10 protein-coding genes are annotated in these 15,274 nt (G+C 73.0%); 3 read left to right on the forward strand and 7 right to left on the reverse strand.

What is annotated here, in order from left to right; translation table 11 throughout:
* Positions 1 to 143 precede the first annotated feature (143 nt).
* A complete protein-coding gene (locus ACFV3E_RS25325) occupies positions 144 to 773 on the forward strand; it encodes a hypothetical protein (RefSeq protein ID WP_500536723.1) in 630 nt (209 codons plus the stop codon).
* 23 nt (positions 774 to 796) lie between these two features.
* On the opposite strand, the gene ACFV3E_RS25330 is transcribed toward ACFV3E_RS25325, so the two are convergent.
* The 7 genes from ACFV3E_RS25330 to ACFV3E_RS25360 all read right to left on the reverse strand — a co-directional run bounded on the left by ACFV3E_RS25330 (position 797) and on the right by ACFV3E_RS25360 (position 12,019).
* Positions 797 to 2,977 (reverse strand): alpha-galactosidase, encoded by a 2,181-nt coding sequence (locus ACFV3E_RS25330; RefSeq protein ID WP_500536724.1) that lies wholly within the window; start codon positions 2,975 to 2,977, stop codon positions 797 to 799.
* A 90-nt stretch (positions 2,978 to 3,067) separates the two neighbouring features.
* A complete protein-coding gene (locus tag ACFV3E_RS25335; RefSeq protein ID WP_500536725.1) occupies positions 3,068 to 4,420 on the reverse strand; it encodes an ABC transporter substrate-binding protein in 1,353 nt (450 codons plus the stop codon).
* Entirely contained in the window at positions 4,417 to 5,430 is a 1,014-nt protein-coding gene (locus ACFV3E_RS25340) for an acetylxylan esterase (RefSeq protein WP_500536726.1), read from the reverse strand. Before ACFV3E_RS25340 ends, ACFV3E_RS25335 begins: the two co-directional genes overlap by 4 nt.
* The gene (locus ACFV3E_RS25345) at positions 5,424 to 7,847 is read right to left on the reverse strand and encodes a glycosyl hydrolase family 95 catalytic domain-containing protein (protein ID WP_500536727.1); all 2,424 of its coding nucleotides are present in this window, start codon (positions 7,845 to 7,847) and stop codon (positions 5,424 to 5,426) included. The genes ACFV3E_RS25340 and ACFV3E_RS25345 overlap by 7 nt, the downstream gene beginning before the upstream one ends.
* Positions 7,848 to 7,875: 28 nt before the next feature.
* Positions 7,876 to 8,802 carry a carbohydrate ABC transporter permease gene (locus ACFV3E_RS25350; RefSeq protein WP_499515789.1) on the reverse strand — a complete coding sequence of 309 codons (927 nt, stop codon included), beginning with the start codon at positions 8,800 to 8,802 and terminating at the stop codon, positions 7,876 to 7,878.
* A gap of 12 nt (positions 8,803 to 8,814) precedes the next feature.
* Complete coding sequence (locus ACFV3E_RS25355; RefSeq protein WP_500536728.1) at positions 8,815 to 9,858, reverse strand: carbohydrate ABC transporter permease; 1,044 nt, start codon at positions 9,856 to 9,858, stop codon at positions 8,815 to 8,817.
* 76 nt (positions 9,859 to 9,934) lie between these two features.
* A complete protein-coding gene (locus ACFV3E_RS25360; protein ID WP_500536781.1) occupies positions 9,935 to 12,019 on the reverse strand; it encodes an alpha-galactosidase D in 2,085 nt (694 codons plus the stop codon).
* A gap of 421 nt (positions 12,020 to 12,440) precedes the next feature.
* Here ACFV3E_RS25360 and ACFV3E_RS25365 point away from each other — a divergent pair, with 421 nt between their 5' ends.
* Both ACFV3E_RS25365 and ACFV3E_RS25370 read left to right on the forward strand, forming a co-directional pair.
* Positions 12,441 to 13,595: an ROK family protein gene (locus tag ACFV3E_RS25365; protein ID WP_500536729.1), complete on the forward strand. Its 1,155-nt coding sequence runs from the start codon at positions 12,441 to 12,443 to the stop codon at positions 13,593 to 13,595.
* A gap of 42 nt (positions 13,596 to 13,637) precedes the next feature.
* Positions 13,638 to 14,726, forward strand: a complete 1,089-nt coding sequence (locus ACFV3E_RS25370; protein WP_500536730.1) for a mandelate racemase/muconate lactonizing enzyme family protein — start codon at positions 13,638 to 13,640, stop codon at positions 14,724 to 14,726.
* Positions 14,727 to 15,274 lie beyond the last annotated feature (548 nt).

Here is a 15,274-nt window from a genome sequence, read left to right on the forward strand (position 1 = left end):
GTGTGCGGTCGGGTGGGACGTCGTGGGGGGCTGCGGCCGACGCCCCTGGCTGGATCTGATCCTTCCTGGCGACACATCGCACCGAACCGATCACAAGCAGCCAAGTGCACACGGAGCGGGCCGAGTCGGGTCACCATCGGTCCATGAACGCATCCGCGACCGCCGCCCTCACCCCGCTCCCCGACGGAGTCTGGTCCGCCCTGTCCGCCGCCCGCGAGGCGTACCGCGCCGCGGTCCCGGCCGCGTACGACGAGGTGCTGACGGAGGTAGCGGAGCGCGCCCGCGACACCGGCAGCCTGGGCAAGACCGACATCGCCGCGCTGGTGGTGTGGAAGCGGCTGCAGGCGAGCACCGCGTGGGTCGTCGAGCTGATGAACCTGCGCGACGCCGAGGTCCGGGCCGTCACCGCCGAGGCCGTGCACGCGGTCCGCGACCAGGACGCCCCGCGCGGCGCGGCCGCCCGCCAGGGCCGCAAGGCCCTGCTCGGCCTGCCCGGCTGCCGCCACGGCGACGCGCTGGCCTCGGCGCTGCTCACGGCCGCCGCGCCGGACCGGATGGCCGTCTACGACCGCCGCGCGCAGTTCGGCCTGGAGCGGCTGGGCTACCAGCTGACGCCGGCGCCCGGCCGTTACGGCCGCTACATGGACCTCCTCGACGACCTCCTCATCCGCTCCGGCCCCGACGCGGCCGGCTGGACCGCCCGCGACGTGGACACGGCCCTGTACTGGCTCGGCCGTCAGGCCACGGCCCCCGGGGACCCCGAGGAGGAGTAGGGGGTCCGGCGGCGCGGGCCCGGTCAGTCGGCCTGCCGTACCTCGATCAGGAGGGCCTGCCCGGGGTTGAGTTGGGGCATCGGCAGTCCGGCGGCGGTGAGCAGCGTGCCGGGGAGGGTGAGGCGGTCGTCGATCGCCTCGGTGAGCCAGGCCGGGCCGCTCGTCTGGTGGAAGGACGGCAGGCCCATGTCGGTGCGGACGCGCACGCGGTAGCGGAGGGCGGGGGCGAGGCCGGGCAGCGGCACCCGGCCGGACTGGCCCTCGGGGGAGGTCGCCACGCGGGCCCAGCAGTAGAGCGCGGCCGTGCCGTCGTGAGCGACGACGCCGTGCAGCAGCGTCGCGTCCCCCGGGAGGTCGGCGCGGACGGTGCGCCCGCCGTGCAGCAGCGGGCGCAGTTCCCGGTACAGGGCCGTCCACGCGGTGAGCCGGGCCAGTTCCTCCGGGGTGCAGCGGGTGATGTCCTGTTCGATGCCGGGGTGGCCGAAGAGCGCGGTGGCCAGGCGGAAGGTGTCGGAGCCGACGCGTGCGGTGGTGTGGCTGGGGGTGGGGCCCACGTGGGCGCCGACCAGTTCGGGGGGCAGCAGTTGGCCCGTCCAGCGCTGGATGGACTGCCGTTCCACCGGGTCGTTGCAGTCGGAGGCCCACACCCGGTCGGTCCTGGCGAGGATGCCCAGGTCGACACGGCCGCCGCCGCTGGCGCAGCTCTCGATCTCCAGGGCCGGGTGGCGCTGCTTGAGGGTGTCCAGCAGCCGGTAGAGCGCCTCGACCTGGGCGTGCGCCACCGGGCGGTCGGCCGGGCCGCTCACGGCCTCGTGCACCTCGCGGTTGTGGTCCCACTTGAGGTAGGCGATGCCGTACTCCTCGATCAGGGCGTCCAGCGCCCCCAGCAGGTGGGTGACGACGCCGGGGTGGGAGAGGTCGAGGACGTGCTGGTGGCGGGCCGGGGGGCCGGCGCCGCGCGCGGGGGCGAGGACCCAGTCGGGGTGCTCGCGGGCCAGGTCCGAGTCGAGGTTGACCATCTCGGGTTCGACCCACAGGCCGAACTCCATGCCCAGGGAGCGCACGTGGTCGGCGAGCGGCGCCAGCCCGGCGGGCCACACCTGCCGCTCGACCGTCCAGTCGCCGAGCCCCGCGCGGTCGGAGCGGCGGCCGCGGAACCAGCCGTCGTCCAGGACGAAGCGCTCCACGCCGACCTCGGCCGCGCGGTCGGCGAGCCGCAGGAGGCGTTCCGGGTCGTGGTCGAAGTAGACCGCCTCCCAGCTGTTGAGGATGACCGGGCGCGGGCGGCGCGGGTGACCCGGGCGGTCCCGGAGCAGGGTGTGGAAGCGGTCGGCGAGGCCGTCGAGGCCGGTGCCGGACCAGGCGTAGTGGCAGACGGGGGTGCGGTGGGTGTCGCCGGGCGCGAGCCGGACCTCGCCGGCGCGCAGCAGTTCGCCGCCGCCGAGCACGGCGGCGTGGACGCCGGCGCCCTCGGGCAGTTGCTCGACGAGGTAGCGCTGGTCGCCGCTCCAGGCGACGTGCAGGCCCCACACCTCGCCCTCGCAGAAGCCGAAGCCGGGCACGCCGACGGCCACGAGGTAGGGCGAGTCCAGGCCGGGCTTGCCGCGCCGGACCTCGCGGGCGTAGGTGCCGTGGGCGAGGGGGCGGCGTTGCGGGGAGCGTTCCCGGCTCCATTTGCCGGTGAAGTCGAGGATCTCGCCCGCCCGCCGGGGCAGCGGGAGCAGCGCGGTGACCTGCGCGAGGTCGTACGGGGCGGGGTCCGCCGTCCGCTGCCGGGTGATCTCGCTGTGGACGGCGAGCACACCGGAGGGCTCCAGCCGGTAGGTGATCGTGATGTCGAGCCCCGCCGCGGCGTCGGTGAGGAAGACGGCCAGTTCGCCGCCCTCGGCGTCCTGGCGGACGGCGGTGCCCGTCGTGGTCAGGCGGGGGGCGGCGGCACCGCCGTCGAGGTGCCCGTGGTGCGCGGGGGTGCCGGCCCAGCCGTCCGCCTCGGTGGGCCAGACGGTGAAGCGGCGCGGGGAGTCGGGGGAGTTGTTGAGGACCGCGGGCTCGGCGGTCAGGCTGAGGGCGGCGAGGTCGTCGGCGGACAGCGGGCCGAGGTCGGCCCCCCAGTGGAGGACCCTGGGCACCGGCTCGGTGAGTTCGACGACGAACGCGGTGCCGGCCGCGCGCAGCGGGACGATCCGCGCGGTGGTGTCTGCCATGAGGGGGGAGTCCTTTCGGTGGGCCCCGCCGCCGGACGGCCCCGGGGTCGGGGGCGTCCGGCGGCGGGGGCTCGGTTCGCTGCCGGTGGCTCAGTTCTTCGCGAGGAGGGTCTTGCTCTGGTCCTGCATGTCCGCGAAGACGGAGTCGTCCTTCTGCCCGGCGAAATAGGCCTCGAAGAGCGGGTTCAGGGCGTCCTGCACCGCGGCGCCGTTGCCGTAGACCGGGGACGGGTAGAGGACCTTGTCCTTCAGCATGCTGGTGAAGACCGACAGGTCGACGCCGTCACCGGCCAGGGCCTTCGTCGCGGCGTCCATGGAGGCGGGGATGGACGGGAAGAACGTGCCGGTGCGGGCGGCCTTGGACTGGCAGTCCTCGGAGCCCATGTAGGACACCCACTTCCAGGTCAGCTCGGGGTTCTTGGTGCCCGCCCAGATGTTGTTGCCGTTGGAGTTGCTCATCACCGCGCGGGTCTTGCCGTCGGGGCCGTACGGGGGCGCCGCGACGCCGGTCTTGACGCCCGGGATCTTGGCGAAGGTGGAGGCGGACCAGGAACCGCCCATCTCCATCGCCACCTTGTGGGAGGAGAGCAGGTCGACGTCGCTGACGCTGGAGGTGAACTCGCCGATCTTCGGCGCGTACCCCTTCTCCGTCAGGGAGCGGGCCCAGTTGAGCGTCTTCACCAGACGCGGGTCGCCGTAGTTGAAGACCGTCGGCCAGCTCTCCTTGTCGCCGAGCCGCCACCCGGTGCTGGAGGCGAACGGGCTCCAGGAGGTCTGGCCGATGAAGTCCTTGGCCGCGATCTGGCCGAAGCCGAAGGTCTTGACGTGGGCCTTGTCGAAACCGGGCTGGTCGCCTCGGCGGCCCTTCTCGTCGACGGTGAGGTGGGCGATCATCTTGCCGAACTCGCCGCCGTCGTCGGGGTTCCACGTCACGGAGTCGACGTCGCTCTTGCTGTAGCCGGCCTTGGCCAGGGCGTCCTGGTCGTAGTAGAGGCCGGCCGCGGCCCAGTCCAGCGGCAGCGCGTACTGCTTGCCGTCGGTGAACTTCCAGGCGTTCACGCCGACGGAGAAGCGGGACAGGTCGAACTTGTCCTTGGCGATGAAGTCGTCCATCGCCAGCAGCTGGTGCTGGCCGGCGTAGGCCTGGAAGAACTGGACGCTGTTCTGGAAGGCGTCGGGGGCGTTGCCCGCGACGAAGCCGGCGGTCAGCTTGGTGAAGTAGTCGTCGACGTTGTACTGCGAGATCTTGACGGTCGTGCCGGGGTTGGCCTTCTCGAAGTCCGCGGCGCAGGTCTTGTACGCGGCGGCCTGCTTGTCGTCCCAGGTCCACCAGTTGACGGTCTGCGAACCGCCGCCCGCGGAGTCCGAGCCGGAGGAGCAGGCGGACAGCACCGCGGCGAGGGTGAGCGTGGCCCCCAGGGCGACGACTCTGCGAATTCTCATGATTCCTTCTTTCGGGACGGTTCCTGGTGAGGGTGGTGGGACGACGTCTTGAGGAGCGCGCGGAACGCGCTCAGGGCGAGGACCAGGTCCTCGGGGCCGCCGGCGTCGTGGCCGTTGAACTCCCACAGCCGCATCTGCCGGGGCCCGCCGTAGAGGTGGTAGGCGGCGAGGGTGGTGGCCGGCGGGCACACCTCGTCGCGCAGTCCGGCGGAGAACCAGGCGGGCGCGGTGGCACGGCGGGCGAAGGCGAGGCCGTCGAAGTAACCGAGGGTCCGGAAGGTCTGCTCGACCCGGTCCCGGCAGGCGCCGAGGTAGCCGATGAGCTCCGCGTACGGCTGCTCGCCGGTCAGCCGGGTGGCCTGCCGGACGTCGCACAGGAACGGCGCCTGGAAGTGCGCGGCGCGCAGTCCCGGCACGAGTCCCGCGACCGCCAGGGCGATGCCGCCGCCCTGGCTGGGTCCGGTCACCGCGACGCGGTCGGGGTCGGCGTGCGGCGAGGTGCGCAGGGCCTCGACGGCGCGGACGGCGTCGGTGAAGACGCGGCGGTAGACGTAGGTGTCCTTGTCCTCGATGCCGCGGGTGAGGAACCCGGGGTGCGAGGGGCCGCTGCCGACCGGGTCGCCGGTGGCGCCGCCGCCCGCCCAGGCGCCGCCCTGGCCGCGGGTGTCCACCAGCAGGTGGGCGTACCCCGCTGACGCCCACAGCAGGTCCTCGACGGGGGCGCCCCGTCCGCTGCCGTAGCCGTGGAACTGCACGACCGCGGGCAGGAGGCCGCTGCGGTGGCGCGGCAGCCGCAGCCAGCCGTGCACCGGGTGGCCCCCGAAGCCGGGGAACACCGCGTCGTAGACGTCCACGGTCTCCAGGTCGGTGTCGACCGGGGTGAGCTCCAGCCGAGGCTCGTGGACGCGGGCGGCGTCCAGGGTGTCCTTCCAGAAGGCGTCGAAGTCGGCGGGCTCGCGGTAGCTGCTGCGGTAGGCCCACAGTTCGGGGACGTCGTTCTCGGTCAGCACGGCCGGTCCTCCCCGCACGGGGTGAGGTCGGCGTCGAGGGTGACGGCGGTGCCGGTGGCTACGGGTACCCGGACGGCGCGGTCGCGGTGGCGGACCGTCACCGGTTCGGCGTCGTCCCCGGCGTGCCGGCGCAGCGTCACGGAGGTGAGGGCACCGTCGCGCCAGGCGAAGTCGGCGGCGAGGCCGCCGCGGCAGCGCAGGTCGGCGGCCTCGCCGTCGGGCCACTGCGCCGGGAGCGCGGGGAGGAGGTGGACGGTGCCGTCGTGGCTCTGCAGCACCATCTCGGTGAGCGCGGCCATGAGGCCGTAGTTGCCGTCGATCTGGAACGGGGGGTGGGTGGAGAACAGGTTGGGGAGCAGGCCGCCCCACTCCGAGCCGTCGACGGGCGCGTCGGTGTGCGGGTCGCCGGTGAGCGGCCGGCTCGCCTCCAGGAGGAGCGAGCGGGCCGTGGCGGCGTCGCGCAGCCGGGCGCGCAGGGCGATCTTCCACGCCCAGGACCAGCCCATCGCGCCGGGTCCACGGCGGTCCAGCAGGACCGTCGCGGCGGCGGCGAGTTCCGGGGTGCGGTCCGGGTCGACCTGGCCGAGTGGGTGGACGGTGACCATCTGGGACAGGTGGCGGTGCTGGGGGTCCTGTTCGGGCAGGTCCTCGGCCCACTCCTGCAGCCAGCCGCCCGCGGCGGTCCGCGGCGGGTGCAGCTTCGGCAGCGCGTCGGCGATGCGGCCGTTCAGCGGGGTGTCGATGCCGAGGAGCGCGGCGGTGCGCGCGGTGCGTTCGAGGACGGCCCGGGTGAGTGCCATGTCCATCGCGCAGGAGCGGGTGAGCGAGGCCATGGAGCCGTCGGGGGTGAGGTAGTGGTTCTCGGGCGAGGTGGAGGGGAGGGTGTCCAGCCGGCCGGTGCCGTCGTCCACCAGCCAGTCGAGCAGGAACTCGGCGCAGCCGCTGAGCAGCGGCCAGGCGCGTTCGCGCAGGAAGGCGGTGTCCTGGGTGAACTCCCAGTGGTCCCACAGGTGCTGGGCCAGCCAGGCGCCGCCCATCTGCCAGATCGCCCAGGACGCGGCGCCGTGGCCCATGCCGACGGGCAGGGCCCAGCCCCACATGTCGGTGTTGTGGTGCGCGACCCAGCCGCGGGCGCCGTACAGCTGCTCGGCGACGTCCCTGCCGTGTCCGGCGACGCGGTCCAGGAGGTCGAACAGCGGCTCGTGGCAGGGGCCGAGGCCGGCGGCCTCCGTGCCCCAGTAGTTCATCTGGGTGTTGATGTTGATGGTGTAGTTGGACGACCAGGCCGGGCGCAGGTCGGCGTTCCAGATGCCCTGGAGGTTGGCCGGCGGGCCGGCGTGCGGGCGGGACGCGGAGGCCAGGAGGTAGCGGCCGAGCTGGAACAGCACGGTCGCGGTGAGGAGTTCGTCGTCGCCGGAGAGGATGTCGCGGGCGACGTCGTGGGTGCCCGAGCGGCGCGGTCCGATGCGCAGCGAGGTGCTGCCGAGGAGTGCGCGCAGGTCGCTCTCATGGGCCTTGAGCAGGTCCTCGGTGCCGCGTTCCGCGGCCCGGGCGGCGCTGTCCGCTGCGCAGCCGAGGTGGGCGGCGCGGTCCGCGGGGGCGTCCAGGCCCCGCCAGTGGCGCAGCGCCTCGGTGGAGCTCGCCACGACCGCGAGGAGCCGGGTGGCGCCGGTGACGCGGAGGGCCGCGCCGTCGGCGGTGACCTCCCCGTCGGTGGCCACGCGCAGGGCGATCGCGCCGAAAGGGTCGTAGCCGTCGACGGGACCGTCCGCGTACCGCAGCGGCTCCGGAACGTCCGGTTCGTGGGCGGGTGCCCCGTCAACGGGGATCTCCACGCCGAGGACGACCCCCTCGGGGCCGGCGGTGCGGTGCACCTCCCGGAGGGGGGTGGTGAGTTCCAGGCGCAGGTCCACGGTGCCGCCCCGCGCGGCCAGGTCGGTGCACAGGGTCCCGTTGGCGGCGTCGGCCCAGGTCCGGCGACGGACCGAGGTCCCGCAGGACAGGTCGAAGGCGTCCTCGGCGATCCCGCTGTCGAGGTTGAGGGTGCGGCCCCGGTACGTGGCGTCCTGCGCCCCGGACACCGTCAGCCACAGGTCGGCGTAGGGCAGGTACTCCTGGCTGTACGGGCCCTCGAAGGCCATCAGGAGTTCCTCGGCGCGGTGCGGGTCGCCCGCGCGGAGCGCGTCGCGGACCTCCGCGAGCCGCCGCGGGCCGGCGCCGGCGGCGACGACGTCGGCGAGCGCCTTCGCCGGCCCGCCGGGGGTGCCGGACCACACGGTGGAGTCGTTGATCTGGATCCGGGCACGGTGGGTCCCGCCGAAGACCATCGCGCCGAGCCGGCCGTTGCCGACCGGGGCGGCCTCGTTCCAGTCGGCCGCGGGCGCGGGCCAGCCGAGCAGCAGGTCAGTGGAGTTCATGGGGTGCCGTCCTGGTGCGCGTGCTCGGTCACTTGAGCCCGGAGAAGCCGATGGAGTTGACGATCCGCTTGCCGAAGGCGAGGAAGAGCAGCAGCATCGGCAGCGCGGCGATGAGGGAGGCGGCCATCAGCCCGGCCCAGTCGGGGGCGGCCTGCGGCGAGGACTGCTTGAAGACGCCGAGGGCGAGTGTCAGCGGCTGCACACTGGCGTCGTTGGTGACCAGCAGCGGCCACATGTAGTCGTTCCAGGCGTTGACGAACATCAGCAGCGACACGGTGGCGATCGGCGCGGCCGACATGGGCAGGATGATGCGGTAGAGGATCCGCAGCGGTCCCGCGCCGTCGATGATCGCGGCCTCCTCGATCTCGCTGCTCAGGCCGAGCATGAACTGCCGCAGGAAGAACACCGTGAACGCCTGGAAGAGCCCGCCGGGGAGGATGAGACCGGCGAAGGTGTTGGTGAGGCCGACGTCCTTGATGAACACGAAGTTCGGCAGCAGCGTGAAGACGCTCGGCACCATCAGCGCGCTGATGAGGATGCCGAACACCAGGTTGCGGCCGCGCCAGTGCAGCCTGGAGAAGGCGTAGGCCGCGCAGGAGGAGAACAGCACGATGAGCACGGTCTGCACCGACGCGTAGATCAGCGAGTTGCGCAGGTACAGCGCGATGTCGAGGGACGCGCCCGAGCCGCCCTGGGCCTGGGCCTCGGCGATGGAGGCCAGGCCCAGCGCCCGTTTGAAGGCGCCGAAGGTGAAGCCGACGGGCAGCGGCGAGGAGGGGTCGGTGGCCAGCCGGTAGTTGTTGGACAGCGCGGTGCGCACGATCCAGTAGAAGGGGAAGAGGGTGATCAGCGACACGAGGCCGAGGTAGGCCCAGGCCACGATCCGGCCGGGGGTCGCCTTGCGGGTGCGGGGGCGCCGCACGGTCTTCGTACGGGGTGCCAGGGTGACCGTCATCGGGGGCCTCCTTCAGTTCAGGTCGGATTCGTCGGCCCGCGCGAGCCGGAGCTGGGTGAAGGTGACCGTGATGAGCAGGACGAACAGGGCCAGCGACATGGTCGCGGCGTAGCCGAAGTCGAACTGGCGGAAGGCCTTGTCGTAGATGTACATCTGCAGCACGTTCGAGGCGTTGGCGGGGCCGCCCCTGGTCGTGACGGCGACGATGTCGAAGACCTGGAAGGCGTTGATCACCGTGAGGACGACCACCATGACGAGGATCGGCCGCAGGAGCGGCACGGTCAGCCGGCGGAACATCTGGAACTCGCTCGCGCCGTCCACCCGGCCGGCCTCGTAGATGGTGGACGGGATGGTCTGCAGCCCCGCGAAGATCAGCAGGGAGTAGTAGCCCATCCACTTCCAGACGCTGATGGCGGCGAGCGAGGGGATGGCCCACGGACCGCTGCCGAAGAAGAGGACCGGGTGGCCGATGACGTGGTCGAGCACGATGTTGATGACGCCGAGGTGCGGGTCGAGCATCCACTGCCAGACCAGGGCGGCGATGACGTTGGAGATGAGGAAGGGCAGCAGCATCACGCCGCGCAGCATCGAGGAGTCGGTGACGCGGTGCAGCACGACCGCGGTCACCAGGGAGATCAGGGTGCCGAAGACGACGGACAGGACCACGAACCAGAGGGTGACGAGGAGGGAGTGCCAGAAGACCCCGTCGCCGGACATCTCGTGGAAGTTGGCCAGTCCCACCCAGCGCGGCGGTGTGAGGACGTGGAACTCGGTGAAGCCGAGGTAGATGCCGCGCAGGGTCGGGTAGGCGTAGAAGATCGCGAACCCCACCACCGCGGGCAGGATCAGCAGCAGCGCGACCGGCAGGTCCCGCCTTCGGGCCGCCGCGGACCGGGTCGCGGTCACGCGCCCGGGCCTGCGGCCGCCGGTGTGCTTGCGGGCCTTCAGCGGCCCGCGGGTCCCGGGGGTGGAAGAGGCCGTGGTGGCCCCCGCGCCGGCTGCGCCGGACGGTGGTGCCACCGGCGTCGTGTGGTTGTCCTGCGATGTGACCACCACGGCACTCTCCTTTGCGTGCGTCGGGTCGGACGGGTGGATGGGCGGGACGGTGTCCCGATGCCGGACCGGCCGTCGGTCAGACGGTGATCCGGTCGACGTCGGAGACGTAGTCGGAGGGGTTGCCGAAGGCGATCGTGTTGGCCCCGGCCTTCAGGTGGACGGGCACGGTGACCGACCGCGGGCGGCCCCAGTCGTTGTCGTTGCCGCCGTGCAGCGGGAGCTGGAAGGCGGTGCCGTTGACGGTGACCACGGCCGTGCGCCCCGAGGAGCCGTCGGTGAAGTCCACCGTCATCAGGTAGGTGCCGTCCTTCGGCGCCGTCACGTCCTTGATCGTCACGGAGGCGTCGCCGCCCAGGTTGCCGACCTTCTTGCCGCCCGAGCACCGGGAGCAGTCGCCGACGCTCGCGTTGCCGGTGCGGGGGTTGCCGGACGCCTCGGCCTCGTAGGAGGTGGGCCCGTCGGCCGCGGGGGTGGTGAGGGGGACGGCGTTGCTCGGCGCGGACGTACGGCCGCGGGCGTCGTGGGCGACCACGGTGAAGGCGTAGCCGGTGGCGGCCTGCAGCCCGGTGACGGTGGCGGAGGTGCCGTCCACCGTGGCGACCTTGGCGCCGCCCGCGTACACGTCGTAACCGGTGGTGGCGGTGCCGGTGTTCACCGCGTCCCAGGTGAGCGAGACGCTGCCGGCCGTGGAGGCGGTGGCGCGCACGCCGAGCGGGACACCGGGCTTTGCGGTGACGTCCGCCGGGGTGACGCGCAGCAGCCGGGAGCCGTGCGGCGGCAGGTTGTCGGTGAAGCCGTCGGCGACCTTGCCGAGGTTCTTGCGGCTCCACAGGTCACGGACGGCGGGCTTGCCGCTGATGCCCAGCTCGCTCCAGTCGGCGGTCACGTCGGAGTAGCCCTTGCCGAGGTTGAACAGGGCCACCGTGTAGCTGCCGTCGGCGTTGCGGGCGTACCAGACCTGCTGCGGGCTGTCCTGGCTGAGCGGCTTGGCCGGGTTGCCGGCCTGGTCGACGGCGATGACCTCGTCGTTGGTGAGCAGCGACAGGCCGTACGGGTCGAGCTTGGTGAGGTCGTCGCCGATGTAGAGCGGGGCGCTCTCGATGGCCCAGAGCGTCATGTGGCTCTGCCGCTCGACCTCGTTGAGGCCGTCGAGCGGGCCGGCGCCGACGTCGAGGGAGTCGAGGTTGTTCCAGTGCCCCGGCCCGGCGTCGTCGATCCAGGGGACGACGTCGTTCCACCGCTGCTTGACCGAGTTGTTCCAGGTCACCAGGGTGTCGCAGTAGCACTCGACGTCGGTGTCCACGCGCCAGCCGTTGGAGTTCTCCTTCCAGACGTCGGCCTTGTCGTGGCTGAGCGACCAGGAGAGGATGAACTGGATGGGGCGGCCGGTACGCTGCAGCGCGGCGTGCCAGGTCTTGACGTCGGGCACGTTGTCGTGCGCCGCGTCGCCCTGGTTGGAGCCGGGGCCGACACCGTCCATCTTCAGGAAGTCCACGCCCCAGCCGGCCAGTTGGTCGGCGACGGACTGGATGTACTTCTCGGTGCACGGGCTGGCGAAGTTCAGCTGGTAGGAGACGTTGTCCCAGCCGCTGGTCTTGCGCAGGTCCGGGTAGACGATGTCCTTGGTCGTGCACCCCGGCGCGCCGTGGATCGGCGTCTTGCCGTCGTTGTACGTGTCGATGTACAGGCCGACCGCCAGGTAGAGCCCGAACTTCAGGCCCTTGGCGTGCAGTTGGTCGCCGAGCCACTTCATGCCGTGCGGGAACTTCACGGGGTCCGCGACGGGGCGGCCGTACTCGTCGGAGAGGCTCTTGTTCGTCTCGCTGCCGACGTTCCAGCCGGCGTCGACGTTGACGTACTCGTAGCCGTGCCGCTTCAGCTTGGAGGCCAGGATGTCGGCCTGCTGCAGCACATGGGGCTCGGTGAGCCAGGATCCGCCGTAGCCGGGGAAGTTGGTCGACTCCAGGCTCCAGCTGCTCCACCCCATGTAGGGCTTGGCGGCCACCACGGGGGCGGCCTCGGAGCCTGCGGCCTCCGCCGGGGACGCAGAGGAGGCGGAGGACGCGGGCATGGCGGGCGCGGCGGGCGACGCGGCGGCGGGTACGGCGAGGGCCGTGGCGAGCGCGGTGGCGGCGAGCGCGGGCAGGGCGGCCCTGCGCATGCCGCCGGGCCGACGCGGCACGGGCCATCTGAGACGTGCGAGTACAGCTGAATGAGCCATGGGGGCACTCCATCCCGGCGCGACGGCGTCCGCTTCGAGTGGGCAGGGGGTACGGGAGGCAGGGGGCGTCCTCGGTGGCGGTCGTCCCGGAACACCACCGAGGGCGGGCGTGCTGCGACCGGGGGAGGCTCCGGTCGCGCTCCTCGGCCGGGGGCGCTTCGTCCGCTCCGGGCGAGGAGTGCGGCGAATGTAGCCAGGGTTTCCTTCCAACGTCAACATATTCAGCGGCAAAAATCCGATGTCTGCTGCGCCAAGCAGCGGTCTTCGCGGGAAAATCTCCACCGGATCCCGGACCTCCCCACCCAAAGATGGGATGAGTAGGCCCCTTCCTTACTTTCCCTTGGAAAGGTATGGTCCGGCCATGAGCCTTGCCGACCAGCCCCCCGCCGCCGTCCTGGTCTTCCAGACCCTGCTCGTCCACGGCCCCCTCACCCGGGCCGAGATCGGGCGGCGCACGGGCCTGTCGGCGGGCGCGGTGACCAAGGCCGCCACTCCCCTGCTGGCGGACGGCTGGATCACCGAACTCGGCAGGCCGGCCGGGGAGCGGGCCAGTGGCCGCCCCGCGACGCCGATGGCCGTCCGCGCCGGCCGCGCGCGGTTCGTCGGCGTGAAGGTGACCGGCGACGAACTCATCGGCGTGCTCACCGACCTGACCGCCCGGCCGCTGGCCTCCCGGCGCGCCGCGCTGGACTCCCGCGACGTGGGGACCGTGGTGCTGGCGATCTCCCGGCTCATCGGGCAGTTGCGCGCAGCCGCGGGTGCGGAAGGGGACGACGCCGTCCACAGCGTCGGCGTCACGATCTCCGGCGACGTGGACGGGCAGACCGGCACCGTCCAGTACTCGCCGTTCCTCGACTGGCGCCGTGTGCCGCTCGCGCAGCTGGTCGAGTCGGCGTCCGGCATCCCGACGGTCATCGAGAACGACGTGCGCGCGTTGACCGTCGCCGAGCAGTGGTTCGGCGCCGGGGTGGGGCTGTCCTCGTTCGCCCTGGTCACGGTGGGCGCGGGCATCGGCTGCGGGCTGTCCATCGGCGGCCGCGTGGTGTCGGGGGCCCATGGGGTGTCCGGTGAGGTGGGGCACCTGCCCGTCGGCGGCACCGACCGCACCTGCACCTGCGGCAACACCGGGTGCGTGGAGACCGTGGCCTCCACGCACGCCATCACCGAGCAGGCCCGGCAGGCCACCGGCGACCCCGCGCTGACGATGGAGGAGGCCGTACGGCTGGCGCACACCGACAACGCCGCCGTCCGCGCGGTCTTCTCCCGCGCCGGGCACGTGATGGGTCTGGCGATGGCGTCGGTGGCCAACCTCATCGGCCCGGAACGCATCATCATCTCCGGCGAGGGCGTCGCCTCGTACGACCTGTTCGCCGACCAGATCCGGCAGACCTTCGCCGACCACGCCTTCGGGGCCGCGGCCGACTGCGACCTCGTCGTGCGTCCGCTGCCCTTCGAGGAGTGGGCGCGCGGCGGCGCGGCCGTCGCCGCGCAGCGGGTCTTCGCCCCCGCGAAGTGACGTCCCCCTGTGTGACCCCCCCCCGGAAGGCCGGTCGCCGTCATGAGCCGGATCACGAAGGCCGAGTGCCGGATGGTCTTTCTCGAACCCGAGGTGCTGCGCACCGACGCCCTGCAGACCTTCGTGCGCCAGGAGACGGTCCTGGTCTCCCTCACCACGGACGACGGCCTCACGGGCACGGGCTACGCGTACACCATCGGCACGGGCGGCAGTTCCGTGCTCGCCCTGCTCCGCGACCACCTGGCACCCCTGCTCACGGGCGCCGACGCCCGCTCCGTCGAGGCGCTGTGGCGGCGACTGCTGTCGGTCACCCGGGCCACCTCGGTCGGGGCCATCACCTCCCTCGCGCTGGCCGCGGTCGACACCGCCCTGTGGGACCTGCGGTGCCTGCGCGCCGGCGAACCCCTCTGGCGGCTCGCCGGCGGCGCGCACGAGCGGCTGCCGCTCTACGACACCGAGGGCGGCTGGCTGCACCTGACGCCCGACGAACTCGCCGCCGGCGCGCTGCGGGCGAAGGAGCGCGGGCTGCGCGGCGCGAAGGTCAAGGTCGGCAAGCCCACGGCGGGCGAGGACGTGGAGCGGCTGGCCGCGGTCCGCGCCGCCGTCGGGCCGGACTGGGTGCTCATGGTGGACGCGAACCAGTCGATGACGGGCGCCGAGGCGATCCGCCGGGCGCGCGCGTACGAGCCGTACGACCTCGCCTGGTTCGAGGAACCGCTGCCCGCGGACGACCTGGCCGGGCACGTCCGGCTGGCCGCATCGACCTCGATCCCGGTCGCGGTCGGCGAGTCGCTCTACGGCGTGGGCCGGTTCGCCGAGTACCTGGCCGCGGGCGCGGCGGGCATCGTCCAGGTCGACGTGGCGCGCGTCGGCGGGATCACCCCGTGGCTGAAGACGGCGCACACCGCGGAGGCGTTCAACGTCCAGGTGGCCCCGCACTTCCTGATGGAGCTCCACACGAGCCTGGCCTGCGCGGTGCCCCCGGGCATGTACGTCGAGCACATCCCCCAGCTCGACGCCATCACCCGCACCCCCCTGACGGTCGTCGACGGCCATGTCGTTCCGCCCGAGACCCCGGGGCTCGGCATCGACTGGGACGAGGACGCCATCGAGGACCTGCGGGTGGCGTGACCGGGCCGCGTGGCCCCGCGTCGGTCGTGCCGGGGCTGCCGCAGGTCGCCGGTCGAAGAACCGCGTTCGGCCCGGCTCACCTCCGGTGTCACCCATCGCCGCAGCCCGCCCGGACGGCCCCGCACCGGCGGTGCCGCCCCGGCACCGGCCACGGCGTATGGCGAGCGCCCGCGAGGCCGCCCCGGCGCCTGCCCGGCGGTCGCGGCCGTTCGGCCGGCCGTACCTCCGGCACCCGGACCCATCCATCGCCGCGACCGGCCGGCACGGTCCCACCGGCGGCGGCCGAACTCGCCGGAGTGGCCTCGCATCGGCCACGGCACCGGGCGAGCGCCCGCGGACCACCTCAACCTGCGGCGCGATTCCCACCGTTCCGCAGGGCCAACCGCCGACACCCGGCCTCACCCGTTGCCTCGGCCCGTCGGGACGGCCTCCCCGGCAGTGCTCGGAGGAGGCGGGGCTCCCGCATCGCGCCATGCCGGCAATCGCGACGGCAGCGGTCAGGCGGGCCGCGCTGGACCGCGCTGCCGCACCACGACCGCGGCGTCCCG

This window comes from Streptomyces sp. NPDC059718 (genome assembly GCF_042733315.1).
Lineage (GTDB): Bacteria > Actinomycetota > Actinomycetes > Streptomycetales > Streptomycetaceae > Actinacidiphila.

What these genes read in the sequence shown, in the direction of transcription:
- ACFV3E_RS25360 (WP_500536781.1), bottom strand. Translation starts at nt 12,019, where the DNA reads ATGCGCAGGGCCGCCCTGCCCGCGCTCGCCGCCACCGCGCTCGCCACG.
- ACFV3E_RS25335 (WP_500536725.1), bottom strand. Translation starts at nt 4,420, where the DNA reads ATGAGAATTCGCAGAGTCGTCGCCCTGGGGGCCACGCTCACCCTCGCC.
- ACFV3E_RS25345 (WP_500536727.1), bottom strand. Translation starts at nt 7,847, where the DNA reads ATGAACTCCACTGACCTGCTGCTCGGCTGGCCCGCGCCCGCGGCCGAC.
- ACFV3E_RS25330 (WP_500536724.1), bottom strand. Translation starts at nt 2,977, where the DNA reads ATGGCAGACACCACCGCGCGGATCGTCCCGCTGCGCGCGGCCGGCACC.
- ACFV3E_RS25350 (WP_499515789.1), bottom strand. Translation starts at nt 8,802, where the DNA reads ATGACGGTCACCCTGGCACCCCGTACGAAGACCGTGCGGCGCCCCCGC.
- ACFV3E_RS25325 (WP_500536723.1), top strand. Translation starts at nt 144, where the DNA reads ATGAACGCATCCGCGACCGCCGCCCTCACCCCGCTCCCCGACGGAGTC.
- ACFV3E_RS25365 (WP_500536729.1), top strand. Translation starts at nt 12,441, where the DNA reads ATGAGCCTTGCCGACCAGCCCCCCGCCGCCGTCCTGGTCTTCCAGACC.
- ACFV3E_RS25370 (WP_500536730.1), top strand. Translation starts at nt 13,638, where the DNA reads ATGAGCCGGATCACGAAGGCCGAGTGCCGGATGGTCTTTCTCGAACCC.